Annotated in this window: 26 protein-coding genes; 12 read left to right on the top strand and 14 right to left on the bottom strand. The window is 71.9% G+C overall.

Annotated elements, in window-relative coordinates; genetic code table 11:
- Positions 1-142 precede the first annotated feature (142 nt).
- Positions 143-532, bottom strand: coding sequence for a hypothetical protein (locus tag ACIPXM_RS03660; protein ID WP_401651525.1), 390 nt, complete (start codon positions 530-532; stop codon positions 143-145).
- A gap of 59 nt (positions 533-591) precedes the next feature.
- On the opposite strand from ACIPXM_RS03660, the gene ACIPXM_RS03655 reads away from it, so the two are divergent.
- Positions 592-1,287 (top strand): uridine kinase, encoded by a 696-nt coding sequence (locus tag ACIPXM_RS03655; protein ID WP_401651523.1) that lies wholly within the window; start codon positions 592-594, stop codon positions 1,285-1,287.
- 177 nt (positions 1,288-1,464) lie between these two features.
- Here the strand turns inward: ACIPXM_RS03655 and ACIPXM_RS03650 are convergent, their stop codons facing one another.
- Positions 1,465-2,193, bottom strand: coding sequence for a SigE family RNA polymerase sigma factor (locus ACIPXM_RS03650; RefSeq protein WP_401651521.1), 729 nt, complete (start codon positions 2,191-2,193; stop codon positions 1,465-1,467).
- A gap of 254 nt (positions 2,194-2,447) precedes the next feature.
- On the opposite strand from ACIPXM_RS03650, the gene afsQ1 reads away from it, so the two are divergent.
- The 5 genes from afsQ1 to ACIPXM_RS03625 all read left to right on the top strand — a co-directional run bounded on the left by afsQ1 (position 2,448) and on the right by ACIPXM_RS03625 (position 6,376).
- Positions 2,448-3,125 carry a two-component system response regulator AfsQ1 gene (gene afsQ1, locus ACIPXM_RS03645; protein ID WP_181019089.1) on the top strand — a complete coding sequence of 226 codons (678 nt, stop codon included), beginning with the start codon at positions 2,448-2,450 and terminating at the stop codon, positions 3,123-3,125.
- Positions 3,122-4,675: an ATP-binding protein gene (locus tag ACIPXM_RS03640; protein ID WP_401651519.1), complete on the top strand. Its 1,554-nt coding sequence runs from the start codon at positions 3,122-3,124 to the stop codon at positions 4,673-4,675. The genes afsQ1 and ACIPXM_RS03640 overlap by 4 nt, the downstream gene beginning before the upstream one ends.
- Complete coding sequence (locus ACIPXM_RS03635) at positions 4,675-5,403, top strand: hypothetical protein (protein ID WP_401652481.1); 729 nt, start codon at positions 4,675-4,677, stop codon at positions 5,401-5,403. The genes ACIPXM_RS03640 and ACIPXM_RS03635 overlap by 1 nt, the downstream gene beginning before the upstream one ends.
- A 67-nt stretch (positions 5,404-5,470) precedes the next feature.
- The gene (locus ACIPXM_RS03630; protein ID WP_401651517.1) at positions 5,471-6,097 is read left to right on the top strand and encodes a VanZ family protein; all 627 of its coding nucleotides are present in this window, start codon (positions 5,471-5,473) and stop codon (positions 6,095-6,097) included.
- A gap of 78 nt (positions 6,098-6,175) precedes the next feature.
- Positions 6,176-6,376: a PspC domain-containing protein gene (locus ACIPXM_RS03625; RefSeq protein ID WP_401651516.1), complete on the top strand. Its 201-nt coding sequence runs from the start codon at positions 6,176-6,178 to the stop codon at positions 6,374-6,376.
- Positions 6,377-6,601: 225 nt separating this feature from the next.
- Here the strand turns inward: ACIPXM_RS03625 and ACIPXM_RS03620 are convergent, their stop codons facing one another.
- Positions 6,602-7,039: a hypothetical protein gene (locus ACIPXM_RS03620; protein WP_401651514.1), complete on the bottom strand. Its 438-nt coding sequence runs from the start codon at positions 7,037-7,039 to the stop codon at positions 6,602-6,604.
- 226 nt (positions 7,040-7,265) lie between these two features.
- Positions 7,266-8,420, bottom strand: a complete 1,155-nt coding sequence (locus tag ACIPXM_RS03615; protein WP_401651512.1) for an adenosine deaminase — start codon at positions 8,418-8,420, stop codon at positions 7,266-7,268.
- 104 nt (positions 8,421-8,524) lie between these two features.
- Between ACIPXM_RS03615 and ACIPXM_RS03610 the strand changes: the two genes are divergently transcribed.
- Positions 8,525-9,379 (top strand): GNAT family N-acetyltransferase, encoded by an 855-nt coding sequence (locus ACIPXM_RS03610; protein ID WP_401651510.1) that lies wholly within the window; start codon positions 8,525-8,527, stop codon positions 9,377-9,379.
- 206 nt (positions 9,380-9,585) lie between these two features.
- Complete coding sequence (locus ACIPXM_RS03605) at positions 9,586-10,359, top strand: alpha/beta hydrolase (RefSeq protein WP_401651508.1); 774 nt, start codon at positions 9,586-9,588, stop codon at positions 10,357-10,359.
- Positions 10,360-10,408: 49 nt separating this feature from the next.
- Here the strand turns inward: ACIPXM_RS03605 and ACIPXM_RS03600 are convergent, their stop codons facing one another.
- Complete coding sequence (locus tag ACIPXM_RS03600; RefSeq protein ID WP_401651506.1) at positions 10,409-11,362, bottom strand: LysR family transcriptional regulator; 954 nt, start codon at positions 11,360-11,362, stop codon at positions 10,409-10,411.
- Between the two features lie 62 nt (positions 11,363-11,424).
- Between ACIPXM_RS03600 and ACIPXM_RS03595 the strand changes: the two genes are divergently transcribed.
- The 4 genes from ACIPXM_RS03595 to ACIPXM_RS03580 all read left to right on the top strand — a co-directional run bounded on the left by ACIPXM_RS03595 (position 11,425) and on the right by ACIPXM_RS03580 (position 15,792).
- Complete coding sequence (locus tag ACIPXM_RS03595) at positions 11,425-12,717, top strand: MFS transporter (protein ID WP_401651504.1); 1,293 nt, start codon at positions 11,425-11,427, stop codon at positions 12,715-12,717.
- Between the two features lie 120 nt (positions 12,718-12,837).
- Complete coding sequence (locus ACIPXM_RS03590; protein ID WP_401651502.1) at positions 12,838-13,533, top strand: L,D-transpeptidase; 696 nt, start codon at positions 12,838-12,840, stop codon at positions 13,531-13,533.
- Between the two features lie 133 nt (positions 13,534-13,666).
- Complete coding sequence (locus ACIPXM_RS03585; protein ID WP_401651500.1) at positions 13,667-14,647, top strand: sigma-70 family RNA polymerase sigma factor; 981 nt, start codon at positions 13,667-13,669, stop codon at positions 14,645-14,647.
- Positions 14,648-14,979: 332 nt separating this feature from the next.
- Positions 14,980-15,792 (top strand): helix-turn-helix domain-containing protein, encoded by an 813-nt coding sequence (locus ACIPXM_RS03580; protein WP_401651498.1) that lies wholly within the window; start codon positions 14,980-14,982, stop codon positions 15,790-15,792.
- 19 nt (positions 15,793-15,811) lie between these two features.
- Here ACIPXM_RS03580 and ACIPXM_RS03575 read toward each other — a convergent pair whose 3' ends face one another.
- The 9 genes from ACIPXM_RS03575 to ACIPXM_RS03535 all read right to left on the bottom strand — a co-directional run bounded on the left by ACIPXM_RS03575 (position 15,812) and on the right by ACIPXM_RS03535 (position 25,513).
- A complete protein-coding gene (locus ACIPXM_RS03575; protein WP_401651496.1) occupies positions 15,812-16,102 on the bottom strand; it encodes an STAS domain-containing protein in 291 nt (96 codons plus the stop codon).
- Between the two features lie 43 nt (positions 16,103-16,145).
- Complete coding sequence (locus ACIPXM_RS03570; protein ID WP_401651495.1) at positions 16,146-16,733, bottom strand: Uma2 family endonuclease; 588 nt, start codon at positions 16,731-16,733, stop codon at positions 16,146-16,148.
- 149 nt (positions 16,734-16,882) lie between these two features.
- Positions 16,883-18,160, bottom strand: coding sequence for a thymidine phosphorylase (locus tag ACIPXM_RS03565; protein WP_401651493.1), 1,278 nt, complete (start codon positions 18,158-18,160; stop codon positions 16,883-16,885).
- Positions 18,161-18,242: 82 nt separating this feature from the next.
- Positions 18,243-18,647, bottom strand: a complete 405-nt coding sequence (locus tag ACIPXM_RS03560) for a cytidine deaminase (protein WP_401651491.1) — start codon at positions 18,645-18,647, stop codon at positions 18,243-18,245.
- Positions 18,644-19,909, bottom strand: a complete 1,266-nt coding sequence (locus ACIPXM_RS03555) for an ABC transporter permease (RefSeq protein ID WP_401651489.1) — start codon at positions 19,907-19,909, stop codon at positions 18,644-18,646. Before ACIPXM_RS03555 ends, ACIPXM_RS03560 begins: the two co-directional genes overlap by 4 nt.
- Positions 19,906-21,024 carry an ABC transporter permease gene (locus ACIPXM_RS03550; RefSeq protein ID WP_401651487.1) on the bottom strand — a complete coding sequence of 373 codons (1,119 nt, stop codon included), beginning with the start codon at positions 21,022-21,024 and terminating at the stop codon, positions 19,906-19,908. The genes ACIPXM_RS03555 and ACIPXM_RS03550 overlap by 4 nt, the downstream gene beginning before the upstream one ends.
- Positions 21,021-22,673 carry an ABC transporter ATP-binding protein gene (locus ACIPXM_RS03545; RefSeq protein WP_401652479.1) on the bottom strand — a complete coding sequence of 551 codons (1,653 nt, stop codon included), beginning with the start codon at positions 22,671-22,673 and terminating at the stop codon, positions 21,021-21,023. Before ACIPXM_RS03545 ends, ACIPXM_RS03550 begins: the two co-directional genes overlap by 4 nt.
- 244 nt (positions 22,674-22,917) lie before the next feature.
- Complete coding sequence (locus ACIPXM_RS03540; protein WP_401651486.1) at positions 22,918-23,970, bottom strand: BMP family protein; 1,053 nt, start codon at positions 23,968-23,970, stop codon at positions 22,918-22,920.
- A gap of 301 nt (positions 23,971-24,271) precedes the next feature.
- Positions 24,272-25,513 carry an amidohydrolase gene (locus ACIPXM_RS03535; RefSeq protein WP_401651484.1) on the bottom strand — a complete coding sequence of 414 codons (1,242 nt, stop codon included), beginning with the start codon at positions 25,511-25,513 and terminating at the stop codon, positions 24,272-24,274.
- Between the last annotated feature and the right edge of the window lie 14 nt (positions 25,514-25,527).

The raw sequence follows: 25,527 nt of genomic DNA, 5'->3' as shown, positions 1-25,527 counted from the left end.
CCACAACCATCCCCGAGCTGTGTCCCCCCGCCGCGCCCACCCCCCCCCCCGCCCCCCCCCCCCCTCCACCCCCCGCGGCGGGCGCGCCCCCCCCCCCCCCGCGGGGGGGGCCCCCCGGCCCTCTTCGCCGCGCTGTGCCCCGCTACGGCAGCAGCCCCCGCACCGCCGGGCCCGCCAGCGGGAGGTCCGCCAGCGCGCCGCCCTTGGTGACGAGGTCCGTCGCCGTGGTCGTGCCGACCGGCTGGAAGTCGGCGATCTGGGTGGCGAGGCCGTTGTCCAGCGGGTCGACGCCCGTGTTCGCCAGCGGGTCCAGCTGGAGCTCGGTCAGCGGGGCCACGCCGTGGCCGACGCCCGTCAGGGCCGCGCCCGCGTCCGCCTGGGTCAGCGAGTCCAGCGGCAGCGGCAGCGGGGCGGCGGCCTGGGCGACGGCGCCCGCGCCGAGGACGGCGGCGCCGGCCGCCGTCACGGTGAGGCCCGCCCTGAGCAGCGCGGCGGTACGGCGGGAGGTCCGGGAATCTGCGTGACGCGCCATGAGGTCGAAAAACCCTTCCGAGGAGTGATGGAGCGGGCACCGACAGTAGTGGCGGTGTGATGCTCGATACCAACGGGCCTCCTCAGGGGTCCCCCGCACGGGGTAATGCGTCACACTGGTGTCCCGTGAGTTCCCTACCGATCCCGACCCGGGTCGTCCTGCTCGCGGGCCCCTCCGGCTCCGGCAAGTCGTCCCTCGCCGCCCGCAGCGGACTGCCCGTCCTGCGCCTCGACGACTTCTACAAGGAGGCCGACGACCCGACGCTGCCCCTTGTCGAGGGCAGCGAGGACATCGACTGGGACTCCCCGCGTTCCTGGGACGCGGACGCGGCCCTCGCCGCGATCGGCGAGCTGTGCCGCACCGGCCGCACCGACGTGCCGGTCTACGACATCTCGATCAGCGCCCGGGTCGACCACGAGACGCTGGACATCGAGCGCACCCCGCTGTTCGTCGCCGAGGGCATCTTCGCCGCCGACATCGTGGACCGCTGCCGTGAGCTCGGGGTGCTCGCCGACGCGCTGTGCCTGCGCGGCCGCCCGTCGACCACGTTCCGCCGCCGGCTGCTCAGGGACCTCAAGGAGGGCCGCAAGTCGGTCACCTTCCTGCTGCGCCGCGGCTGGCGCCTGATGCGCGCCGAGCGTTCCATCGTGGCCCGGCAGGCCGCCCTGGGCGCCCACCCGTGCGCCAGGGACGAGGCCCTCGGCCGGCTCGCCGCCGCGGCCGCCGGGCGCTGCCGGGTCCCCACCGCGCGCTGACACCCCGGGGCCGCCGTGGCCCGGTCCGCCGGTCCGCGTCCGCACATGGCGGCGCGGGCCGGACAAGACCCCCGCCTGTCCGACCCGCGCCTGGTACCCCCGTACCCCGTACCCCCGTACGGTCCCCCCGTTTCCCCCGTGATCCCCCGTTTTCCCCCGTGGTCCCCCCGTACGTCCTCAGGCGACGAGCTCGCCGAAGGACTCCTCCTCGTCACGGCCGAAGCTCAGCACCTCGTCCTCGCGCAGCCGCCGCAGCGACCGCCAGATGCTCGACTTCACCGTGCCGACACTGATGTCCAGGATCTCCGCGATCTCCGGGTCGGTGCGGCCCTCGTAGTAGCGCAGGACCAGCATCGTGCGCTGGAGCTCGGGCAGACGGGCCAGCGCCTGCCAGAGGACCGCGCGCAGTTCGGTGCCGCGCATCGCGTCCGTCTCGCCCACCGTCTCCGGGAGCTCCTCGGTCGGGTACTCGTTGAGCTTGCGCCGCCGCCAGGCGCTGATGTGCAGATTCGTCATGGTGCGGCGCAGATAGCCGCCGACCGCGGCCTTGTCGCTGATCCGGTCCCAGGCGCGGTACGTGGAGAACAGCGCGCTCTGGAGCAGGTCCTCGGCCTCGAACCGGTCACCGGTCAGGTGATAGGCGGTGGCGTACAGGGAGGCCCGGCGCTCCTGGACGTAGGCCGTGAACTCGGCCTCCGAGCAGGAACGCTCCCCCGTGACCTCCCCGTACGCCGCTGCCCCGTCAGCGACGGCGACCATGTGCGGCGCCTTGCGCTGACGCCCGACACCGCGCACGCACCCCCGCTGGTTCACGACGCCGGACTTCTCACCCGCCTTCTCGCTCCGCGTGACGTCGTGGAGACGCGTGACAACTGCGCTGGAGGTGGTGCTGTGCAGTGCGTTCATTTCGCGCCCCCCGTCGGTTGGAGTCCGTGAGCCGTAGTCGCTCGATGCAGGTCCTTGATGTCGAGAAGCCTGCCCGGCCCACTTCATGGCGGTGTCCTTCGACTGTCACAGCCGTGTCACAGGCCCCCGTGCCCGGGCGGGACGGCACAGGGTCATGACGGAGGGTCCTGCCGGAAGGTCCTGCCGGAAGGTCCTGACGGAAGGTCCTGACGGGACGGTCGAACTCCGGCGGCCGCATGGGACAGAATGAGGCCGTGCCTTTCCTGTTGCTGATCGAGGACGACGACGCCATCCGCACGGCCCTCGAACTCTCGCTGTCCCGCCAGGGCCACCGTGTGGCCACCGCGGCGACGGGCGAGGACGGCCTGAAGCTGCTGAAGGAACAGCGGCCCGACCTGGTCGTGCTCGACGTGATGCTGCCCGGCATCGACGGCTTCGAGGTGTGCCGTCGCATCCGGCGCACGGACCAGCTGCCGATCATCCTGCTCACGGCCCGCAGCGACGACATCGACGTGGTCGTCGGCCTGGAGTCCGGCGCCGACGACTACGTGGTCAAGCCGGTGCAGGGCCGGGTGCTCGACGCCCGGATCCGCGCCGTGCTGCGGCGCGGCGAACGGGAGTCCACCGACTCGGCCACCTTCGGCTCGCTGGTGATCGACCGCTCCGCGATGACCGTGACGAAGAACGGGGAGGACCTGCAGCTCACGCCGACCGAGCTGCGGCTGCTCCTGGAGCTGAGCCGGCGGCCCGGACAGGCGCTGTCCCGGCAGCAGTTGCTGCGGCTGGTCTGGGAGCACGACTACCTGGGCGACTCGCGGCTCGTCGACGCCTGTGTGCAGCGGCTGCGCGCGAAGGTCGAGGACGTGCCGTCGTCGCCGACGCTGATCCGTACCGTCCGGGGTGTCGGCTACCGGCTGGACGTCCCTGCGTGAGCAAAGGGATCATCTCGGTGCTCCGGCTGACCAGCCTGCGGCTCCGGCTCGTCGTCGTCTTCGCCCTGGTCGCGCTCACCGCGGCCGTGTCGGCGTCCGGCATCGCGTACTGGCTGAACCGCGAGGCGGTGCTCAAGCGCACCCAGGACGGCTCGCTCAACGACTTCCGGCAGGAGATGCAGAACCGGGCGGCGACGCTGCCGGGGCGGCCCACCGAGGAGGAACTGCGGCGCACCGCCGAGCAGATGGCGAGCGGCAGCGCGGGCTACAGCGTGCTGCTGATCGGTGAGCGGGACGCGGGCAAGCCGATCGTCGGCGCCTCCGACCCGGACATGTTCACGCTCGCGGACGTGCCGGTGTCGCTGCGCTCGGCGGTGACGACGAAGCGCCCGGTGTCGGACGCCAACCCGTACCCGTACCACCTGTTCTGGCAGCGCACCCAGCGCGGTTCGACGCCGTACCTGGTGGGCGGCACGAAGATCGACGGCGGCGGGCCGACCGGCTACATGTTCAAGTCGCTGGCCGCCGAGAAGGCCGACCTGAACTCGCTCGGCTGGTCGCTGGGTATCGCCACCGGGCTCGCGGTGATCGGTTCGGTGCTGCTCGCGCAGGTCGCGGCCACCACCGTGCTGCGGCCGGTGCACCGGCTCGGCGAGGCCGCCCGGCAGCTCGGCGAGGGCAAGCTCGACACCCGGCTCCGGGTCACCGGCGCCGACGAACTGGCCGACCTCTCCCGTACGTTCAACGGCGCCGCCGAGTCGCTGCAGAAGAAGGTCGCGGACATGAGCGCGCGCGAGGAGGCGAGCCGCCGCTTCGTCGCCGACATGTCGCACGAGCTGCGCACCCCGCTGACCGCGCTGACCGCCGTGACCGAGGTCCTGGAGGACGAGCAGGACGGCCTCGACCCGATGATCGCGCCCGCGGTGGCCCTGGTGGTCAGCGAGACCCACCGGCTCAACACCCTGGTGGAGAACCTGATGGAGGTGACCCGCTTCGACGCGGGCACCGCGCGGCTGGTCCTGGACGACGTGGACCTGGCCGACCAGATCACCGCCTGCATCGACGCCCGGGCCTGGCTGGACGCCGTGGACCTGGACGCCGAGCGCGGCATCATGGCCCGGCTCGACCCGCGCCGCCTGGACGTCATCCTGGCCAACCTGATCGGCAACGCGCTCAAGCACGGCGGTTCGCCGGTGCGGGTGTCGGTGCGCACGGAGGCCGGTCCCGGTGCCGAGGGCGAGGGTGGTGCGGGCGGTACGGGCGAGGAGCTGGTGATCGCGGTGCGCGACCACGGGCCCGGCATCCCGGCCGAGGTGCTGCCGCACGTCTTCGACCGTTTCTACAAGGCGAGCGCCTCGCGCCCGCGTTCGGACGGCAGCGGTCTCGGTCTCTCCATCGCCATGGAGAACGCGCTGATCCACGGCGGTTCGATCACCGCCGACAACTCCACGGACGCGGACGGGCACGTGGACGGCGCGGTGTTCGTGCTGCGGCTGCCCAGGGACGCGTCGGCGGTCACCGGGGAGCCGGACGAGGTGGAGGGGCGTTGATCCGTCACGGGAAGGCGACGACGGCGGGGCGGGCTCCCCTGGGCACCGGTCTCGGCACAGGTCTCGGCACAGGTCTCGGCACCGTCCTCGCCGCCGCGCTGGGTGCCGTTCTGCTCGCGGGCTGCGGGATCCGGACCACCTCGGTGCCGGTCGACGCGGGCGCGGCCCCGACCCGGGTGCCGTGCAGCGTGCCGGAGGACTCCGGCAACGGCGGCGGGCGGACCGGCGGGCTGCCGCTGCGGGTGTACCTGGTGTGCGGGGCGCAGCTGGAGGCGGTGGACCGCAGGTCGCCGCTGCCCGAGGAGAAGGTGGCGGGCGATCCGGTGCGGACCGCGCAGGCGCTGCTCACCCAGCTGGAGAGCGAGCCGTCCGACGAGGAGCGGCAGGCCGGGTTCGGCACCGCCGTGAAGGGCCCCCTCGTGGTGTCCCCGGCCCGCAAGGGCGACCCGGCGGGCACCCTGCGGCTCAGCCGCCAGCCGGAGGACCTGCCGCCGACGGCGCTCGCGCAGATCGTCTGCACCTTCGGCGAGAGCGCGGCGGGCGAGTCCGCCCGCGCGGGCGGCACTGCGGGCGGCGACTCGGTGGTGCTCGGCGGTCCTGGACCGTACGAGCCGCGCCGTTACGTCTGTACGGGCGAGCTGAAGGAGCGGCCCGAGTCGGCGGTCCCGTCCGGCCCGGCCGGCTCGGCGCCGCGGCCCCCGGCCACCTCGTCCGCACCGGCCGCCTGAGCACCCCCCAGGGGGGCGTGGCGCTGGTCACGGAACCGTTCGCGCCGGGGTGTGCGTCTTGGGGGACGTGCAGCGTCAAGGTTCGGACGGTTCGGGCAGTGGTGGCGACAGCGTCGCCAAGGTCGTACGCGTGGCGGGGTTCGCCCTCCTCCTCGCGCATCTACTGCTCGTCGCCTGGGTGACGCTCCGGCCGCGCGACGTGGCCTGGGTGACCGCCCCGAACCTCACCCCGCTGGCCGGGATCCGGATCGATCTGGCGCTCGGTCCCGCCGAGGCGGTACGGCGGATCGGCGGCGGTCTGCTGCTGCTCGCCCCGCTCGGGGTGCTGCTGCCGATGGCGGACGGCCGGCTCTCGGTGTCGCCGCTGGCCTCGCTGGCCCGGACGACGGCGGCGGGCGGTCTGGTCTCGCTCGCGATCGAGCTGTTGCAGACCGCGGTGCCCGGGCAGGTCGTGGACGTCGACTCGGTCCTCCTGAACACCACCGGGGTCGCCCTCGCCCATCTGCTGCTCGTCCCGGCCGCGCGGGCCCGGCTGCGCCGGGGCCGTACCGGCGGACGGCGGGAGCCCTCGGACCGCGCGCCCGCCCGGCGTCCGGCGCCGGGTACGGGTGGCCCCTCCTCCTCGGGGAGGATGTCCAGGGTTGCTTCTCAGGGGTCGACCCCGACGATTCCCAGGGTCGGGATCGCTCCCTAGAGTGAGGCTTTCGCCCAGGTCAGGCGGCACGATGGAGACATCGGAAAGACCGAGAAACCTGGACCGAAGGAGCCCACCATGGCCGCACTCATCCGCCCCCGCGAAGGACGCATGATCGGCGGAGTGTGCGCGGGTCTGGCCCGGCGCTTCGGCATCTCCGCGACGGCGATGCGCCTGATCTTCCTCGCCTCGTGTCTGCTGCCCGGCCCGCAGTTCCTGCTCTACATAGCGCTGTGGGTGCTGCTGCCGGGCGAGAAGCAGGCGAGCACCGCCTGGTAGCCCCGCCCGCCCGCCCGCTCACTGACTCACTGACTCACTGACTCACTGATTCGCCGACTCGCCGACTCGCCGACGAGCTCGGTACGACGAAGGGGCGCCCGTCCGGACTTCCGGACGGGCGCCCCTTCGTCGTACGGGACCTCGCCGAGACCTCGTAGGAGACCTCGTACGTGAAGGTCGTACGTGAGGTCGTCCATGAGGTCGTACGTGAGGTGCGCGTGGGCGCTACAGCGGGAGCGCGCCGCCGCCGACCGGCAGGCCGCCGAGCAGACCGCCGACCGGGGTGCCGCCCGCGAGGTCGCCGACCGCGCCGAGCGGGGTGTTCTTCAGGCCGGCCTGGGCGCCCTCCAGGGGGATGCTGCCCGCCTGCTTCTGCACCTCGCCCGGCAGGTTCCGCGCCTGGTCGACCGCGCCCGGCAGCTGCTTCATGGCCTGGTCGGCACCGGCACCGACAGCGGTCTCGCCACCGGCCAGGGCCTGGCCCGCGTTCGCCGGGAGCTCGGTGAGGTCCTCGCCGAGCGGCACCACCTTGGTGACGTTGCTGAGCAGTTCGGGGCCCGCGGCGGGCAGGGCCGGGGCGGCGGTGGCCGTACCGGCGGCGGCAGCGGCGAAGGCGGCACCGAGAGCGGCGACACCGAGCGTCTTGGCGGCAGACTGCTTCATCAGAAAATCTTCCTCAGGGAATCTCAGGTGGATCTCAGATGCGCCTCGGGACGACGGGGCAAGGACCCAAAGAGCGGCGGGATTTCGGCGTCCGAAAACGGGGAACGGAGAATGCGAATGCCGAGTGGCTACGCAAGCTAACCATCCAACGCCCTCGCCGCAAACACCGGACGGCGGCCGGGCGTGGTGCGCCCGACCGCCGTCGATCCGGTCCTGAGAGCGGCGGTCAGCCCGCCGCCTGCGCAGACTCGCTGGTGGTGGCGGTCTGCTGGAACAGCCATTCGGACTTCAGCTCGGCATATCCGGGCTTGATCACGTCGTTGATCATCGCGAGGCGTTCATCGAAAGGAATGAACGCTGATTTCATCGCATTGACCGTGAACCACTGCATGTCGTCGAGCGTGTAGCCGAACGCCTCGACCAGGAATTCGAATTCCCGGCTCATGCTGGTGCCGCTCATCAACCGGTTGTCGGTGTTGACCGTGGTGCGGAAGTGCAGCTTGCGCAGCAGACCGATGGGGTGGTCCTCGTACGAGGTGGCCGCGCCGGTCTGCAGATTGGAGGTCGGGCACATCTCCAGCGGGATGCGCTTGTCCCTGACGTACGCGGCGAGCCGCCCGAGGGTGACCGTGCCGTCCTCGGCGACCTCGATGTCGTCGATGATCCGCACCCCGTGCCCGAGCCGGTCGGCACCGCACCACTGGAGCGCCTGCCAGATCGACGGCAGACCGAACGCCTCGCCCGCGTGGATGGTGAAGTGGTTGTTCTCGCGCTTCAGGTACTCGAAGGCGTCCAGGTGCCGGGTGGGCGGGAAGCCGGCCTCGGCGCCCGCGATGTCGAAGCCGACGACGCCGGAGTCGCGGTAGCGGTTGGCCAGTTCGGCGATCTCCAGGGAGCGGGCGGCGTGCCGCATCGCGGTGAGCAGCGCGCCCACCCGGATCCGGTGGCCGTTGGCCCTGGCCTGCCGCTCGCCCTCCCGGAAGCCCTCGTTGACCGCCTCGACGACCTCTTCGAGGCTGAGACCGCCCTCCAGGTGCTGCTCGGGGGCGTAGCGGACCTCCGCGTAGACCACGCCGTCCTCGGCGAGGTCGACGGCGCACTCGGCGGCGACCCGGACCAGCGCGTCACGGGTCTGCATGACGGCGCAGGTGTGGGCGAAGGTCTCCAGATAGCGCTCCAGGGAACCGGAGTCGGCGGCCTCCCGGAACCAGATGCCGAGCTTGTCGGGCTCGGTCTCCGGAAGGTTCTCGTACCCCTGGGCCTGGGCGAGTTCGATGATCGTGCCGGGGCGCAGCCCGCCGTCGAGATGGTCGTGCAGCAGGACCTTCGGGGCGCGGCGGATCTGGTCCGCGGTGGGGATGCTGGGGATCTGGCTCGTCATTGCCGCACTGTAGCGCCTACGCGCGTAGAGCGCGCCCCTCGGCGCCGTATCGAAAGCCCGAATTTCCGGTGCGTACGGTGGCCGTGGCCCCCTAACCTGCCGGTATGACCGTCGCACCGCACAGCACGCCCGGCCCCGGCCCCGACGACGCCACCGACGCCGACGCCGACGCCGACACCACGGGCGCCACCGGCGACACCGCCGCGCTGCGCCGCCGGGTCGAGGAGTTCGTCGCCGCCTTCACCCGGCGCAAGGCCGCCCGTACGGTCGACTTCCCCGGTGGCTTCGCCGCGCTCGACGACGCCTACGCGCTGTCCCGGGGCGACAACCACGTTCTGGTGACCGGGCCCACCGATCCCGAGGCGCTGCCCGGGCGGGTGGAGCGGCTGCTCGGGCATCTGCCGCACCGGGCGGTGTACATCGCCGACGAGGCGACCGCCGACGCGTGCGCGGGGCCGCTGGTCGCCGCCGGGTACACCCGGAGCGAGCTCGTGGTGATGGCCCGTACCGACGGCGAGGTGCCCGCGACCGGCGGCGCCCGTGAGGTCGACCTGCCCGCGCTGCGCGGCCCGGTGGCCGAGAGCTGGCGCCGGTTCCTGCCGGGCGAGTCCGACGAGGTGATCGACACCCTGGTGGAGCGCCGGGCGGCCCGCCGCAGGGGCGCCGCCGACGTACGGTTCCTCGCCTCGCACGACGAGTCCGGCGAGGCGGCCTCCTGGGCGGACCTCTATCTGGATCCGGCCACCGGCCTGGCCCAGGTGGAGGATCTGGTCACCGCCGGGTCCCGGCTGGGACAGGGCCATGCGACGGCCGTCCTGGACACCGCGCTGCGCGCGGCCGACGCGGCGGGCTGCCCGACCGTCTTCCTGATCGCCTTCGGCGACGACTGGCCCCGGCACTGGTACGCGCGCCGCGGCTTCGCGCCGCTGGGCACGATGACGGCCTTCGAGCGGGCCTGAGCGACACGGGCGGGCCGGGCGGGCCGGGCGGGCCCGTGCCCCGGCGGGACCGGCCGCCGCTCGAACCACCGGTCGAACGCAGGACCGGCGGCCGGCCACGGCCACGTTGCGCCGGACTGACACCGGACCGAAAACTGAGCAACATTCACGGCCAGTTGACCGCTCGTACTGCTGACGTACACCTCGGCTTCTGAGACTGTTCCGTCATGGCGCACTACGCACTCGTGGGAACGACCGGCTCCCGGACACCCCGGCTCGGTCGGCCCGTCGGAGCGACGAATCCGGTCAACGAGGCCGGTGGGGTGGTCCTGTTGCTGCCGGACGGTGAGCCGTCGTCCGGGCGCGGACCGTCGGTACGGGCCCACGCGGCCGCGTTGCCGCTGGGACGGCAGCTGGTACGGGCCGGGCGGGCCGACGGCCTGGTCGCGCACGTGGTCCGCTACCGGGGCCGGGGCTGGAACGGTACGGACACCCAGCTGGCGACGGACGCCGAGTGGGCGGTGTCGGAGGCGGTACGGCGCTACGGCGACGTCCCGGTCTGCCTGGTCGGCCGGGGCATGGGCGGCCGGGCCGCGCTGCGCGCGGGCGGGCACTCGGCGGTCGCCGCGGTGCTCGCGGTCGCGCCCTGGCTGCCCGAGGACGACCGGGCGGCGACCCCCGAGCCGGTGCGCCAGCTGGTGGGCCGCCGGGTGCTGATCGTGCACGGCACCAACGACGCCCGCACCGACCCGGAGCTGAGCTACCGGTTCGCCGAGCGGGCCAAGAAGTCCAACCGGGACACCTGCCGCTTCGAGGTGCACGCGGACGGCCACGCGCTGCGCCAGTACCACGACGAAGTGCACGCGCTCGCCGCCGACTTCGTGCTCTCGACGCTGTTCGCGCACCCGCAGAGCCGGCCGCTCGCGGACGCGATGGCCGCGCCGCCGCCACTCGGGCTGCGGATGCCGCTCGCGGCGGGCTTCGGCCGCTCGCTGCGCTGACCCCGGCCGGGGCCCACTCCGGGCCCACGGCTCATTCCGGGCCCACGGCTCACTCCGGCAGCAGGCTGCCCCGCTTGCCGAGCAGGAACTTCTTGAACGCGGCCACCGGCGGGGTGTCCGGATGTCCGTCGAGCCAGGCCACCCCGATCTCCCGGACCGCGCGCGGCGAGGTCACGCCCAGTTCCACCACGCCGGGCCTGGCCACCGCGGGCGGCGGCAGCAGCGCGACCCCGAGACCGGCCGCGACGAGCCCGCGCAGCGTCTCGGCCTCCTCGCCCTCGAACGCGATGCGCGGCTTGAACCCGGCCTGGGCGCACAGGTCGTCGGTGATCCGGCGCAGCCCGTACCCCGGTTCCAGGGTCACGAAGGTCTCGTCGGCGGCCTCCGCGAGCCGGATCCGCTTGCGCCCGGCGAGCCGGTGGTCGTCCGGCACCACGAGCCGCAGCCGCTGTTCGTCGAGCCGCCGGGCCACCAGACCGGGCGCGTCCGGCACCGGCGAGGTCAGGCACAGGTCGAGGTCACCGGCGCGCAGCCGGTCGATCATCGCCTCGCCGTAGTTCTGCACCAGGGTGAAGCGGACCCGCGGATGGTCGACGCGGAAGGCGCGCAGCAGCGCGGGCACCGTCTCGGAGCCCATGGTGTGCAGGAAGCCGAACGCGACCCGTCCGGCGCCGGGGTCGGCGTCCGCCCGTACGGTGTCGGCGGCCCGTTCGACCTCGGTGAGCGCCTTCTCGGCGGCGGCCAGGAAACGGCGGCCCGCCGGGGTGAGCGAGACGGTGCGGCCGCGGCGGGCGAACAGGGCGACGCCGAGGTCCTCCTCCAGCCGGACCATGGCCCGCGACAGGGTCGACTGGGGCACCCCGAGATCGGCCGCGGCCCTGGTCACATGCTCGTGCCGGGCGACGGCGGCGAAGTACGCGAGCCGCGGCGCGAGCAGCAGTCCCATGTCTTCTTCGTTACTGTTCGGTGACAGGCGAGGCTGTGACCTGTACTCATGCACCATGGGATCGATTACAGCAGTTCCATGCATTGGACGCATGAACCGGGCCGTCCTACGTTCGAGGCATGCCTGACGCCAGTACCAAGGCGGCCGCCGACACCCCGGCCGCCGCCGACACCCGCCTGACCCCCGGTCTGCCCGGCTACCGCCGGATGAGCCTCGCGCTGTTCGCCGCGGGCCTGGCCACCTTCGCCCTCCTCTACTCCACGCAGGCGCTGCTGCCCGCCGTCTCCGCCGAGTTCGGCGCCTCCGCGTCGGCCGCGTCCTGGACGGTCTCCGCCGCCACCGGCGCGCTCGCGCTGTGCGTCCTGCCGCTGAGCGCGCTCTCCGAGCGCTTCGGCCGCCGCCCGATGATGACGGTCTCGCTGTCCGTCGCCGTCGCGGTCGGTCTGCTCGTGCCGCTCGCCCCGAACCTGGAGACGCTGATCGCGCTGCGCGCCGTGCAGGGCGCGGCGCTCGCCGGTGTCCCGGCGTCCGCGATGGCGTACCTGGCGGAGGAGGTACGGCCGCGGGCGCTGGTCGCCGCGATCGGTCTGTTCGTCGCGGGCAACTCCATCGGCGGCATGAGCGGCCGGATCGTCACCGGCTGGGTCGCCCAGCTGTGGGGCTGGCGCGCCGGTCTGGCGGCGGTCGGTCTGCTGTCGGTGGGGTGCGCGCTCGCGTTCCGCGCGCTGCTGCCGAAGGCCCGGCACTTCACCCCGGTGACGCTCAACCCGAAGGCGCTGGCCAGGACCGTGAAGAGGCATCTGGCGGACCCGCTGCTCGTGCGCCTGTACGTGATCGGCGCGCTGTTCATGACGGTGTTCGGCGCGGTCTACACGGTGATCGGCTACCGGCTCGTCGAGGCGCCGTTCTCGCTGCCGCAGGGTGTCGTCGGCTCGATCTTCCTGGTCTATCTGGTGGGCACGGTCTCGTCGGCCGCCGCGGGCAAGCTGGTCGGCAGGCTCGGCCGCCGCGGCGCGCTCTACCTGGCGGTCTCCACCACGGCGGCCGGTCTGCTGCTGTCCCTCGCGGACGCGCTGCCCGCCGTCCTCGCCGGTCTGGTGCTGATCACCGCGGGCTTCTTCGCGGGGCACGCGGTGGCGTCGTCCTCGGTGAGCCGGACGGCGAAGACGGGCCGCGCGCAGGCGTCGGCGCTCTACCAGTCGGCGTACTACCTCGGCAGCAGCGTCGGCGGCACGCTCGGCGCGGTCGCGTTCCACGCGGGCGGCTGGGGCGGCACCGTCGTCATCGGCCTGGTCGCGGTGCTCGGCGTGGTGTCGGTGACGCTGTACGGGACGCACAGTGCCCGGGCCGAGGCGCGCCGGACCGCCGCCGCCCGGAACGGCGCGCACCGCCGGCTCGGCGTCGCCGCGTAGCCCGGTCCGTGAGGTCCCGCACGGGGCCGGGAACCGACGGAATTCCCGGCCCCGCCGACCGCAACCGTCACCCTCCTCCGCTCGTCTAGAAGGTCAGGACTCTAGGGGGAGTTGACGATAATGAGCGCGATACGCAGAAGAGCGGGCATCGGCCTCGCGGTGACGTCGCTGGTGCTGCCGCTGACGGTGGCCGTCGGTGCCGCACCGGCGCAGGCGGCGTCCTGCAACGTGACGACCGGCCCGTACCAGAAGCAGGTCGAGAAGTTCCTCGGCCGCCCGGTCGACGGGCGCCAGTCGCTCGCCGACTGCAAGGCGATCCAGTCGTTCCAGACGAAGCACGGGATCACCCCGAACGCCGGGTACGCGGGCACCGTCACCTGGCGCACGATGTCGACGATGCTGGCGCAGCGGGCCGCGGGGAACAACCCGAACAAGGACCGCAAGTGTCCGACCAACAAGGGCCGGATCGCCTGTGTCGACCTGACCCGCCAGCTGTCCTGGATCCAGGACGGCTCGCGGCTGAAGTACGGCCCGGTGCCGGTGCGCACCGGCCGGGACGGCGCGGAGACCAGGACCGGCGCGAAGAAGATCTACTGGCGGAACATCAACCACTGGTCGACGATCTACCACGTCTCCATGCCGTACTCGCAGTTCTTCGACGGCGGTCAGGCGTTCCACTCGACCACCAAGTCGATGTGGAACCCGCCGGGTTCGGGCGGCTGCGTCAACATGCGCCCGGCCGACGCGAAGGCGTACTGGAACCTGCTGCGCAACGGCGACGACGTCTTCGTCTACGGCCGCAAGCCGGGCACCTGACGGTCCCCGACCGCCGGGACCACCCTCTGGGGTCCTACCCGGCGGTTCCACCGCGACTTGTCAGTGGGCTGCGATAGCTTCGAACTCACCGGCGCCGGACGGGCGCCGGTGAGGGGCGAGTGGGGTGGACCCGATGAGCGACGTCGTGACGACCGATGACCTCGACGCACGGCTGGAGAAGTACCGCAGGGAGCTGACCGGTTACTGCTACCGGATGCTGGGCTCCGCCTTCGAGGCGGAGGACGCGGTGCAGGACACGATGGTGCGGGCCTGGCGGTCGATCGACTCCTTCGAGGGCCGTTCCTCCCTGCGGTCGTGGCTCTACCGGATCGCGACCAACGTGTGCCTGGACGCGCTGAACGCGGGCAACCGGCGGGCCCGTCCGATGGATCTGACCGACCCCACCCCGGTGGCGCAGGCCCGGCTGCACGAGCGGCCCGAGATCACCTGGCTGGAGCCGGTGCCGGACGGCCGGGTGCTGCCTTCGACGGCGGACCCGGCGGACACCGCGGTGTCCCGGGAGACCGTGCGGCTCGCGTTCGTGGCCGCGCTCCAGCATCTGCCGCCGAAGCAGCGGGCGGTGCTGATCCTGCGCGAGGTGCTGGCCTGGAAGGCCAGCGAGGCCGCCGAGCTGCTCGGCACCTCGGTCGCCTCGGTCAACAGCGCCCTCCAGCGCGCCCGTTCCACCCTCGCCGAGCAGGCCCCGGCCGCGGCGGACCCGGCGAACCCGCTGGACGACGAGCAGCGCGCGCTCCTGGACCGCTATGTGGCGGCCTTCGAGGGCTACGACATGACGGCGCTGACCGCGCTCCTCCACGAGGACGCGACGATGTCCATGCCGCCGTACGACCTGTGGCTGCGCGGCCACGACGACATCGTGGCCTGGATGCTGGGCGTCGGCGAGGTGTGCCGGGGCTCCAAGCTGGTGCCGACCGTGGCGAACGGCCAGCCGGCCTTCGCCCACTACCACCCGGACCCGGAGTCGGGCGGCTTCGCGCCGTGGGCGCTGATCGTGCTCCAGCTGCACGACGGCAAGGTCGGCGGCATGGACTTCTTCCTCGACACCAAGCGCTGGTTCCCGCTGTTCGACCTGCCGGACCGGCTGCCCGCGTAGCTTCCGGCGGCCCGAGGTGAATCCCGGCCTTTCCGTTCCCCCGGGTACGGAAAGGCCGGGCACCCCGCCGACGGGAAGAGCGACGGGGAGAAGGGGGGCCGGGTCGGGCGGGGCGGGGCCGCGTCCCGGTCGCGTGCCACGGGCCGTCGTCGTGGCGTCCGCGCCCAGCATGGCCAGCGGACCGCGATCACCGCATTGCAAAAACGCGACAGGAAAGCGGAGTTGGCCGCTCCGAGGGCGGTGCGGACGGTTCGAGCCAGCCCGGGCGACCGGCGATTGGCGCGGGAACGCATTGACCGGCCCGGCACGCGATCTCAAGATCTCTTGACGTGATGAATCCGGACGCTCCCGCGCACAGCCTGAAATTCCCGCCGGCCGCCCTGCTCCGCTCCGCCGTACGGAACTACTCCAGCTACTCCTACGACCGGGCCCCGCGCCGTCGCGTCCTCACCCCGAACACCGTCGCCACGATCAACTTCGCCTTCGGCGAGCCGGTGGTCGCCCGCAGCCTCGCCGGGCCTGACGTGCCCGTCCAGCGGATCGCCTCGCAGGCGCATCTGCCCGCCACCTCCGCGTACCTCGCCAGCCACGACGGGCAGGTCAGCGGGGTGGTGGTGCGGATGACGCCGATGGGCGCGTACCGGCTGTTCGGGGTGCCGATGGCGCACTGGGACGCCACCGATCTGGACCCCACCGAGCTGCTGCCCCGCTTCCTGCGGCTGCTGCCGGAGCGGCTGCGCGCCACCGCCCCGCGCGAGCGGGCGGCGCTGCTCGACCGGACGCTGCTGCCGCTCCTCGACGCGGGCCCCCGGGTCTCCCCCGAGGTGTCCTGGGCCTGGCGCGAACTGCACCGGACGAAGGGCAGGGTCAGGACCGCGCAGCTCGCCGCCGACACCCTGTACAGCGTGCGGCACCTGGAGCGCAGGTTCCGTGAGCAGGTGGGGCGCTCGCCCGCCACCATCGCCCGCATCCTGCGCTTCGGGCACGCCCTGCGGCTCCAGGAGGCGGGTGTGCCGCTCGCGCAGGTGGCGGAGCGGGCGGGCTACCACGACCAGGCCCACTTCACCCGGGCCTTCCGGACGATGAGCGGCTACACCCCGACACAACTGCCGCGCGCCGAACGGATCGACTGGAGCTGGAGCTAGGGATCCCTCAGAGCGCTGACTAGGGCCCCGGGGCCTGGGCTTCGAGCAGTCCGGCGAGCCCGACCAGCTCGAACACGGCCGCGAGCTCCGTGCCGACCCCCCGCACCGCCACCCGGTGCCCGCGCCGTCCGGCGGTCAGCCGGACCCGGGCGAGGGCGTCGACGACCGTGAGGTCCGCCCGTACGAGCCCGGCCAGGTCACAGACGACGAGGCCGGGTTCGGCGGTGTCGAGCAGGGTGAGCATCCGGGCGGTGCCGGCGGGGCCGGGGTGCGCGGGGAAGCGCAGGACGAGGGTGCGAGTGGTGTCCACACCGGGGATGACCGTGGTGGGCGGCGGAACTCATCGCGGGGGCTCAGCCGAGCGGGAAGGTGCTGGTGTCGATGGTGAGGTCGAAGGGGGCGGGGAGGTGGATCCGCTCGCCGAACCTCACCTTCTGGAGTTCTTGGTAGACGTCACTGGGCTGGCCGTAGAGGGTGACCGACGGGCCGGTCGGACCGAAGCGGTCGACAAGGAGGTAGAGCGGCACCTTGGCCTCGGCGTAGGCGGCCGCCTTGTTCAGCCGGTCATAGCTCGCGTTGGAGAAGGACGTGACCTCCACGACGAGTTCCACCTCGGTCATCGGAGCGGACTCGCCGCCTTCCAGCGACTCCATCACCCGTTCCGGGATCACGACGAGGTCAGGAACGTACAGCCGCCCCCGCGTGGGGTGAGCGACGCCCTGGGTCTCGAAGACATTCCAGTCCTCGGGCACCACGGAGTACAGCTTTCGATGCAGTTTCTCCACGATGCGGTTATGGGGTGCGGCGGGTGGTGGTGTCACGACAATGATCCCATCGATGATCTCCACCTTGCTGCCCTCGGGCCAGTCCGACTCCTCCCAGAAGCGGACAAGCTCGTCCCAGTGCCGGCCCGGCGCGGGATCGGCGGGGAGTGCACTCATGGCGGTCTCCTTCTCGGTGTGACACCGATCCCATCATGACGAACGGGACCGGCGGAGGTCCACCGGTCCCGTTCCCCCGAACGTGTCACTGGCACATGCCAGCAGCCCGCTCGGCCCGCTTCGTATCCCGCTTCGCGGCTCGCTCCGAACTACGCGATGCGGTCCAGGACGATCGGGTTCGCCGTGAAGGACGTGCCCTCGGGGGCGATGTCCCAGGCCGCGTCCAGCGACTTCAGGGCGTACTCGAACTTCTCCGGGGTGTCCGTGTGCAGGGTCACCAGGGGCTGGCCCGCGGTCACCGGGTCGCCCGGCTTGGCGTGCAGCTCGACGCCCGCGCCCGCCTGCACCGGGTCCTCCTTGCGGGCCCGGCCCGCGCCGAGGCGCCAGGCGGCGATGCCGATGTCGTACGCGTCCAGGCGGGTCAGCACGCCGGACGACGGGGCGGTGATCACATGCTGCTCGCGGGCGACCGGGAGAGTCGCGTCCGGGTCGCCGCCCTGCGCGGCGATCATGCGGCGCCAGACGTCCATCGCGGAGCCGTCGGCCAGCGCCTTCGCCGGGTCGGCGTCCTTGATGCCGGCCGCGGCCAGCATCTCGCGGGCCAGCGCCACGGTCAGCTCGACGACGTCCGCCGGACCGCCGCCCGCCAGGACCTCCACCGACTCGCGGACCTCCAGGGCGTTGCCCGCGGTCAGGCCGAGCGGGGTGGACATGTCGGTGAGCAGCGCCACCGTCTTCACGCCGCTGTCGGTGCCGAGCGCGACCATCGTGGAGGCCAGCTCACGGGCGTCCTCGATGTTCTTCATGAAGGCGCCGGTGCCGACCTTGACGTCCAGGACCAGCGAGCCGGTGCCCTCGGCGATCTTCTTCGACATGATCGAGGAGGCGATCAGCGGGATCGCCTCGACGGTGCCGGTGACATCGCGCAGCGCGTACAGCTTCTTGTCGGCGGGGGCCAGGCCGTCGCCCGCCGCGCAGATCACCGCGCCGGTGGTGTCGAGGACGTGCAGCATCTCCTCGTTGGAGAGCAGCGCGCGCCAGCCGGGGATCGACTCCAGCTTGTCCAGGGTGCCGCCGGTGTGGCCGAGGCCGCGGCCGGAGAGCTGCGGGACGGCCGCGCCGCAGGCGGCGACCAGCGGGGCGAGCGGCAGGGTGATCTTGTCGCCGACGCCGCCGGTGGAGTGCTTGTCGGCGGTCGGGCGGGAGAGCGCGTCGAAGTTCATGCGCTCGCCGGACGCGATCATCGCCGCGGTCCAGCGGGCGATCTCGTCGCGGTTCATGCCGTTCAGCAGGATGGCCATGGCGAGCGAGGACATCTGCTCGTCGGCGACCTCCCCGCGGGTGTAGGCGTCGATGACCCAGTCGATCTGCTCCGGGCTGAGCTCGCCCTTGTCCCGCTTGGTGCGGATGACGGAGATGACGTCCATGTGGTGGTGCCTCTTTCTACGCGCATAGAGGAGCGAACGGGGAAGGCGGCCCTTCCATCGTGCCGGAAGGGCCGCCGCAGTCCTACTTCGTCAGATGTTCGGGGCCGAACGCCTGCGGGAGCATCTCCGCGAGGGTGACCCGCCCGGCGGGCGTCTCCAGGACGAGCTCGGGGCCGCCGAACTCGTACAGGAGCTGCCGGCACCGGCCGCACGGCACCAGCGGGCCGCCGCTGCCGTCCACGCACACGAAGTGCGTGAGCCGGCCGCCGCCGGTCGCCTGGAGCTGCGAGACGAGCCCGCACTCGGCGCACAGGGCGAGCCCGAAGGAGGCGTTCTCCACGTTGCAGCCGGAGACCACCCGCCCGTCCTCGACGAGCGCCGCCGCGCCGACCGGGAAGCCGGAGTACGGGGCGTAGGCGCGGCCCATCGCCTCGCGGGCGGTCTCCCGCAGCCGCTCCCAGTCGGCCTCGGCCAGGCCGGACGTCACTTGCCCTGGCCCTTCCGGTACGGCAGACCGTCCGCCTTCGGCATCCGCAGGCGCTGCGCGGACAGCGCGAGCACGAGCAGCGTGGTGACGTACGGGGCGGCGTCCACGAACTGGCTCGGGACCTCGTCGGTGAACGCGTACCAGAGGAAGAACCCGGTCGCGAAGACCGCGGAGACCGCCGCCGCCACGTACCGCTTCTTGTACAGCTGCCAGGCCACCGCGATGACCAGCAGGAACGCGACGAGCAGCAGCAGCGCGTGGACGTTCTCGGCGCCGCCGCGCAGCTTGAGGCTGTCGGTGAAGCCGAACAGTCCCGCGCCCATCGCCATGCCGCCGGGCATCCAGTTGCCGAAGATCATCGCGGCGAGACCGATGTAGCCGCGGCCGCCGGTCTGGCCCTCCTGGTAGATGCCGGTGGCGACGATCGCGAGGAACGCGCCGCCGAGACCGGCCAGACCGCCGGAGACGGTGACGGCGATGTACTTGTACTTGTAGACGTTGACGCCGAGCGACTCGGCGGCCACCGGGTTCTCACCGCAGGAGCGCAGTCGCAGGCCGAAGGACGTCCGCCACAGCACCCACCAGGTGAGCGGGACCAGCAGGATCGCGACCACGGTCAGCAGCGACAGGTTGGTGACCAGACCGCCGAGGACGCCGGCCAGGTCGGAGATCAGGAACCAGTGCTTGGCCTGGAGGTCCTGCAGCCAGTCGGAGAGCCCTGGGATGGTGATCTGGGTGATCTCGTCGATGCGCGGGGACTGCTTGGAGGAGCCGCCCTCGGCCTCGGCGAACGTGAAGTTCGACAGGTACTGGGTGAAGCCGACCGCGAGGATGTTGATCGCCACACCGGAGACGATGTGGTTCACGTTGAACGTGACGGTGATGATCGCGTGCAGCAGACCGCCGAGCGCGCCGCCGAGGATGCCGACGAGGACGCCGGTCCAGGGGCCCCACTGGTAGCCCGCCCAGGCGCCGAACCAGGTGCCGAGGACCATCATGCCCTCGAGACCGATGTTGACGACGCCCGCGCGCTCGGCCCACAGACCGCCGAGTCCGGCCATGCCGATCGGCACGGCGAGCTGGAGGGCGCCGGAGACCTGGCCGACGGAGGTCAGGTCGGAGGCCCCGGAGATGGCCCGGACCAGCGAGAACAGCACGAGTCCCGCCGCGACGATCAGCAGGATCCAGGGCCAGGTGAGCTTGCGGCGGCCGGTGCCCTTGGCGGGCGCGGCGCTCGGCTTGGAGACGGTACCGGTGGTCACGCCGCCACCTCCTTGTCGGTCTTGATGGCGCCGCCCGCGGCGAGTTCCTCGCCGACCTTCTGCTGCTGGCGGCGGAGGCCGTAACGGCGGACGAGTTCGTAGGAGACCACCACGGCGATCACGATGATGCCCTGCATGATCTTCGTGATCTCCTTCGGGTAGCCCTCGGTGTCGAGCGTCGAGGACGCCTTCTCGAGGAACGCGAAGAGGAGCGCGGCGAAGAGGATGCCGACCGGGTGGTTGCGGCCGAGCAGCGCGATGGTGATGGCGGTGAAGCCGACGCCGACCGGGAAGTCGAGGCTGTACGTGTGGGTCTCGCCGAGCAGCGTCGGCATGCCGGACAGACCGGCCAGGCCACCGGAGATCAGCATCGAGGTGAGGATCATCTTCTTGGCGTCGACGCCGCTGGCCCGGGCGGCGGACTCGCTGGCGCCGGTGGCGCGCAGGTCGAAGCCGAAGCGGGTGCGGTTGATGACGAACCAGTAGACGACACCGAGCGCGAGCGCGACGAAGGTGAAGCCGTAGATGACGCCGTTGCCCTCGCCCATGTCGATGCCCGGGAACCAGCCGGACTCGGCGATGTCACCGGTGGTGAGGTTGTTGGAGCCGGGCGGCTGGAAGCCGAAGTTCTTCGGCAGGATCAGCCAGGCGACCAGGGCCGTGGTGATGGCGTTCAGCATGATCGTCGAGACGACCTCGGACACCCCGCGGGTGGTCTTCAGGATGCCGGCGATACCGGCCCAGAAGGCACCGGTGGCGGCGGCGACCAGCACGATCAGCAGGATGTGCAGCGGGCCGGGCAGCTCGACCGAGGCGCCGACCAGGGCCGACACCATGGCGGCCAGGCGGTACTGGCCGTCGACGCCGATGTTGAAGAGGTTCATGCGGAAGCCGACGGCCACCGCCAGCGCCGCCAGGTAGTAGATCCCGGTCTGGTTGATGATCAGGACCTGGATGTCGGAGAACCCGGCATTGTCGATCATGATCTGGATCGGCTCGATCGGGTCGAGACCCGTGGCGAGCAGCACCAGAACGGTGAGGACGAACGCGGAGACCAGCGCGAGGACCGGACCGGCCGCCCCGATGATCAGCTTGTCCTTGTCGAATTTCTTCATCGGGCGTCACCGTCTTCGGGCTGCTCGGTGGCGGACTCTTCGGCGCCTTCGAGGTGGCCGGTGGCCGCGCCGGTCATGGCGGAGCCGAGCTGCTCGGGCGTGATGGTGGCGGGGTCGGCGTCCGCGACGAGCTTGCCGCGGTACATGACCTTCAGCGTGTCGGACAGGCCGATCAGCTCGTCGAGGTCGGCGGAGATCAGCAGCACCGCGAGACCCTCGCGGCGGGCGTCCCTGATCGCGTCCCAGATCTGCGCCTGCGCGCCGACGTCCACACCGCGGGTGGGGTGGGCGGCGATCAGGAACTTGGGGGCGTGGCTCATCTCGCGGCCGACGATCAGCTTCTGCTGGTTGCCGCCGGAGAGCGAGGCCGCGGTGACCTCGATGCCCGGGGTGCGCACGTCGTACTCGCGCACGATCCGCTCGGTGTCCTTGCGGGCCGCCTTGAGGTCGAGCACACCGCGCTTGGAGTTCGGCGCCTCGGTGACGTGACCGAGGATGCGGTTCTCCCAGAGCGGGGCCTCCAGGAGCAGGCCGTGGCGGTGCCGGTCCTCGGGGATGTAGCCGATGCCGCCCTCGCGGCGCTTGCGCACCGAGATGCCGGAGATGTCCTGGCCGTCGAGCGAGATGACGCCCGCGTCGGGGCTGTTCATGCCCATCAGGGCCTCGATGAGCTCGGTCTGTCCGTTGCCCTCGACGCCCGCGATGCCCAGGATCTCGCCCTTGTGGATGGTGAGCGAGACGTCGTCGAGCAGCCTGCGGCCGGTGACCGGCTCCTCGTGCACCGTCACCGCGGCGGCCGGGTCGGCCGGGGCGGCGGTGGTGAGCGGGGCGGCCGCGGCGGCGCCCGCCTCGGTCAGCGTCAGGCCCTTGACCTGGAGCATCGGCACGTCGGTGACGGTCGACTCACGGGTCTCGGGGGACGGCAGCTCGGTGCCGACCATCAGCTCGGCGAGCTGCTTGGTGGTGGCGGTCCTCGGGTCGGCGGTGCCGACGGTGGTGCCGCGCCGGATGACGGTGATGTCGTCGGCGACCTTCAGGACCTCGCCCAGCTTGTGCGAGATGAAGATGACGGTCAGGCCCTCGGACTTGAGCTCGCGCAGGTTGTCGAAGAGCGCGTCGACCTCCTGCGGGACGAGGACGGCGGTCGGCTCGTCGAGGATGAGGATCTTGGCGCCGCGGTAGAGGACCTTGAGGATCTCCACGCGCTGCCGGTCGGCGACACCGAGGTCCTCGACCAGCGCGTCGGGGCGGACCCCGAGGCCGTAGGCGTCGGAGATCTCCTTGATCTTCTTCCGTGCCTTGGCACCGATGCCGTAGAGCTTCTCGCCGCCGAGGACGACGTTCTCCAGGACGGTGAGGTTGTCGGCGAGCATGAAGTGCTGGTGCACCATGCCGATGCCGCGGGCGATGGCGTCGCCGGGACTGGCGAAGGTGACCTGCTCGCCGTCGATGGCGATGGTGCCCTCGTCCGGCTTCTGCATGCCGTAGAGGATCTTCATCAGGGTCGACTTGCCGGCACCGTTCTCACCGATCAGGGCATGCACGGTGCCCTTGCGAACGGTGATCGCGATGTCCTTGTTGGCGACGACGCCGGGGAAGCGCTTGGTGATGCCGTGGAGTTCTACGGCAGGGGGGCTGGACGCGTTGATGGCGCACTCTCCTTGGCCGAAAGGAGTGGGAGCGGAGGGGCAGGGCGGGAGCGAAGCTATCGTGCCGCTGGGACATCTACACGCGTAGCACTGCCGTGAATGGAAAACCCGTACGGGAAACGGGCGGAGGCCCGGACCCCGTGCGGGGAAGTCCCCTCGTGAGGGGTAAGGAAAACCGGGGCCCGGTTCCGGTGAACGTGTCACCGGGACCGGGCCCGCGGGGGCAGGTCGTGACCTGGTGCCGTTACGGCGTGGTCTTGACGGTGATCTTGCCGTCGACGATGTCCTTCTTCGCCTTGTCCACCGCGGCGACCATCTCGGTCATGCTGGAGTAGGCCGGGTTGGACGTGGCCAGGCCGACGCCGTCGGTGGCGAGACCGTAGCGGATCTCACCGGTCTGCGGCTTGCCGTCCTTGACCGACTTGATCAGGTTGAAGACCGAGTCGGAGACATCCTTGGTGACCGAGGTCAGGATGTGGTCCTTGTAGGCCGCCAGACCCTTCTGGTTGTACTGGTCGGAGTCCACGCCGATGGCCCACTTGCCGGCCTTGGCGGTGGCCTCGATCGCACCGGAGCCCGCGAGACCGGCGGCCGCGTAGATCACGTCGGCGCCCTTGTCGAGCTGGCCCTGGGCGGCCGCCTTGCCGAGGTCGGGCTTGGCGAAACCGTCGAAGTTCGGCGGCTGGGTCAGGTACTGGGTCAGCACCTCGGCCTTCGGGTTGGTGTCCTTGACACCCTGGGTGAAGCCCGCCTCGAACTTCTTGATGAGCGGGACCTCGACGCCACCGATGAAGCCGACCTTGCCGGTCTTGGACGCCTTGGCGGCGGCGACGCCGGCCAGGTAGGAGCCCTGCTCCTCGTTGAACACCAGGTTGGCGATGTTCGGGCCGGTCTTCGAGGTGTCGTCGATCAGACCGAAGGTGGTCTTCGGGAACTGCTTGGCGACCTTCTCGATGGCCGGGGCGTAGGCGAAGCCGACACCGATGACCGGGTTGTTGCCGGAGCGGGCCAGCGCGGTGAGGCGCTGCACCTTGTCCGCGTCGCTCTCGCCCTCCGAGGGCTCGGCCTCGGCACCCTTGACGTCGAGGTCTTCTTCGGCCTTCTTCAGACCCGCGTAGGCGGCGTCGTTGAAGGACTGGTCGCCGCGGCCGCCGATGTCGTACGCGATGGCGGCCTTGGTGGCCTTGGAGTCGGACGAGGAGCCCGAGTCGGAGGAGGACTTGCCACAGGCGGTGGCCGACAGCGCGAGCGCCGCGGAGGCGATGCCCACGGTGGTGATCCTGGTGATCCGGCGCAAGAGGAGGGTCCCTTCAAGACTGACCGAAAGCGCCTCTTCCGGCGCTGGTTTCGCGGCGATCGTAACGCGCGTAGATGTCAGTTAAAGACCCGTTCATGAGTCGTTATCGGATCGACGCGAACCAGCCAGGGCGGCCACCCGTGGCTTCCGGACCGATACCGCCCGTCATACCCGCAGGTGCGGGGCCCGGCCGCGGACTTCGCCGCGACGCGCCGGAGACTGCGCCGGACGGATGACGCCGGGCCCTGCCCGCCGCCCCCGGTTCCCGGGCGGGTCGAACCCGCCCGGGAACGTCCGGAAATCAGCTCTTGACAGACGCGGGGTCGGCGTCGATGAGCGCGGCGGCGGTGAACAGCTCCACCCCGGCCGCGATCGCCCGCTCGTCCACGTCGAAGTCACCGGCGTGCAGGTCGCGGACGCGGGTGTCGCCGGGGGTGCGGACCCCGAGCCGGGCCATCGCGCCGGGCACGTGCTCCAGGTACCAGGAGAAGTCCTCGCCGCCGAGGGACTGCTCGGTGCCCTCGACCGCGTACGGACCGCGCCGGGCGGTCATCGCGTCCCGCAGCAGTTCGGTGACGACCGGGTCGTTGACGACCGGCGGCACCCCGCGGACGTAGTCGACGGTGGACTTGGCCCGGTGCAGGGTGGCGATCTCGTCGATGGCGGCGTGCACCAGGTCCGGGGCCTCGTGCCAGGTCGGCAGGTCCAGGCAGCGGACGGTGCCGGACAGCTCGGCGCGCTGCGGGATCACGTTGGGCGCGTGCCCGGACTCGATCCGGCCCCAGGTGACGGAGAGGCCGGAGCGGGCGTCCACCCGGCGGGCGAGGACGGCGGGCACGTCGGTGGCGATCCGGGCGGCGGCGGTCACCAGGTCGGTGGTGAGGTGCGGGCGGGCGGTGTGGCCGCCGGGCCCGTCGAGGGTGATCTCCAGGCGGTCGCAGGCCGAGGTGATGGGACCGGCCCGCAGGCCGATCTTGCCGACGTCGACCCGGGGGTCGCAGTGCACCGCGATGATCCGGCCGACCCCGTCAAGGACGCCCGCCGCGACGGCGTCGGCGGCGCCGCCGGGCAGCACTTCCTCGGCGGGCTGGAACAGCAGCCGGACCGGGGCGGGCAGCCGCCCCTGCCGGGCCAGCTCGGCCATGACCAGACCGGCCCCGAGCACGGTGGTGGTGTGCACGTCGTGGCCGCAGGCGTGGGCGCGGTGCGGCTCGGTGGAGCGGTAGGCGACGGTCTTGGTGTCGGGGATGGGCAGCGCGTCGAGATCGGCGCGGATCGCCAGCATGGGCCGCCGGCCGTCCCAGGTCCCGATGTCGCAGATGAGCCCCGTGCCTCCGGGCAGTACCTTCGGGCGCAGCCCGGCCGCCTCCAGGCGGGCCTTGACCGCTGCGGTGGTTCGGAACTCCTGGTTGCCGAGCTCGGGGTACATGTGCAAGTCCCTGCGGAACGCGATCAGTTCGGCGCGCAGGGGTTCGGACAGCGTTCCGGGCAGCGCTGCGGGCGCCGCCCCGGGGCCGGGCTCACGGGACTTCAACTGGTTCACCTTTTGAAGGGTAG

It is taken from the genome of Streptomyces sp. NPDC090025 (assembly GCF_044748125.1).
Taxonomy (GTDB): domain Bacteria; phylum Actinomycetota; class Actinomycetes; order Streptomycetales; family Streptomycetaceae; genus Streptomyces.
Note: the sequence above shows the minus strand (reverse complement) of the source record. Positions and strands in the feature narration are given on the sequence as shown.

Coding starts and splice junctions, on each gene's coding strand:
- ACIPXM_RS03660 (WP_401651525.1), bottom strand. CDS start 532: ATGGCGCGTCACGCAGATTCCCGGACCTCCCGCCGTACCGCCGCGCTG.
- ACIPXM_RS03655 (WP_401651523.1), top strand. CDS start 592: ATGCTCGATACCAACGGGCCTCCTCAGGGGTCCCCCGCACGGGGTAAT.
- ACIPXM_RS03650 (WP_401651521.1), bottom strand. CDS start 2,193: ATGAACGCACTGCACAGCACCACCTCCAGCGCAGTTGTCACGCGTCTC.
- ACIPXM_RS03625 (WP_401651516.1), top strand. CDS start 6,176: ATGGCCGCACTCATCCGCCCCCGCGAAGGACGCATGATCGGCGGAGTG.
- ACIPXM_RS03620 (WP_401651514.1), bottom strand. CDS start 7,039: ATGAAGCAGTCTGCCGCCAAGACGCTCGGTGTCGCCGCTCTCGGTGCC.
- ACIPXM_RS03615 (WP_401651512.1), bottom strand. CDS start 8,420: ATGACGAGCCAGATCCCCAGCATCCCCACCGCGGACCAGATCCGCCGC.
- ACIPXM_RS03610 (WP_401651510.1), top strand. CDS start 8,525: ATGACCGTCGCACCGCACAGCACGCCCGGCCCCGGCCCCGACGACGCC.
- ACIPXM_RS03605 (WP_401651508.1), top strand. CDS start 9,586: ATGGCGCACTACGCACTCGTGGGAACGACCGGCTCCCGGACACCCCGG.
- ACIPXM_RS03600 (WP_401651506.1), bottom strand. CDS start 11,362: ATGGTGCATGAGTACAGGTCACAGCCTCGCCTGTCACCGAACAGTAAC.
- ACIPXM_RS03595 (WP_401651504.1), top strand. CDS start 11,425: ATGCCTGACGCCAGTACCAAGGCGGCCGCCGACACCCCGGCCGCCGCC.
- ACIPXM_RS03590 (WP_401651502.1), top strand. CDS start 12,838: ATGAGCGCGATACGCAGAAGAGCGGGCATCGGCCTCGCGGTGACGTCG.
- ACIPXM_RS03585 (WP_401651500.1), top strand. CDS start 13,667: ATGAGCGACGTCGTGACGACCGATGACCTCGACGCACGGCTGGAGAAG.
- ACIPXM_RS03580 (WP_401651498.1), top strand. CDS start 14,980: ATGAATCCGGACGCTCCCGCGCACAGCCTGAAATTCCCGCCGGCCGCC.
- ACIPXM_RS03570 (WP_401651495.1), bottom strand. CDS start 16,733: ATGAGTGCACTCCCCGCCGATCCCGCGCCGGGCCGGCACTGGGACGAG.
- ACIPXM_RS03565 (WP_401651493.1), bottom strand. CDS start 18,160: ATGGACGTCATCTCCGTCATCCGCACCAAGCGGGACAAGGGCGAGCTC.
- ACIPXM_RS03550 (WP_401651487.1), bottom strand. CDS start 21,024: ATGAAGAAATTCGACAAGGACAAGCTGATCATCGGGGCGGCCGGTCCG.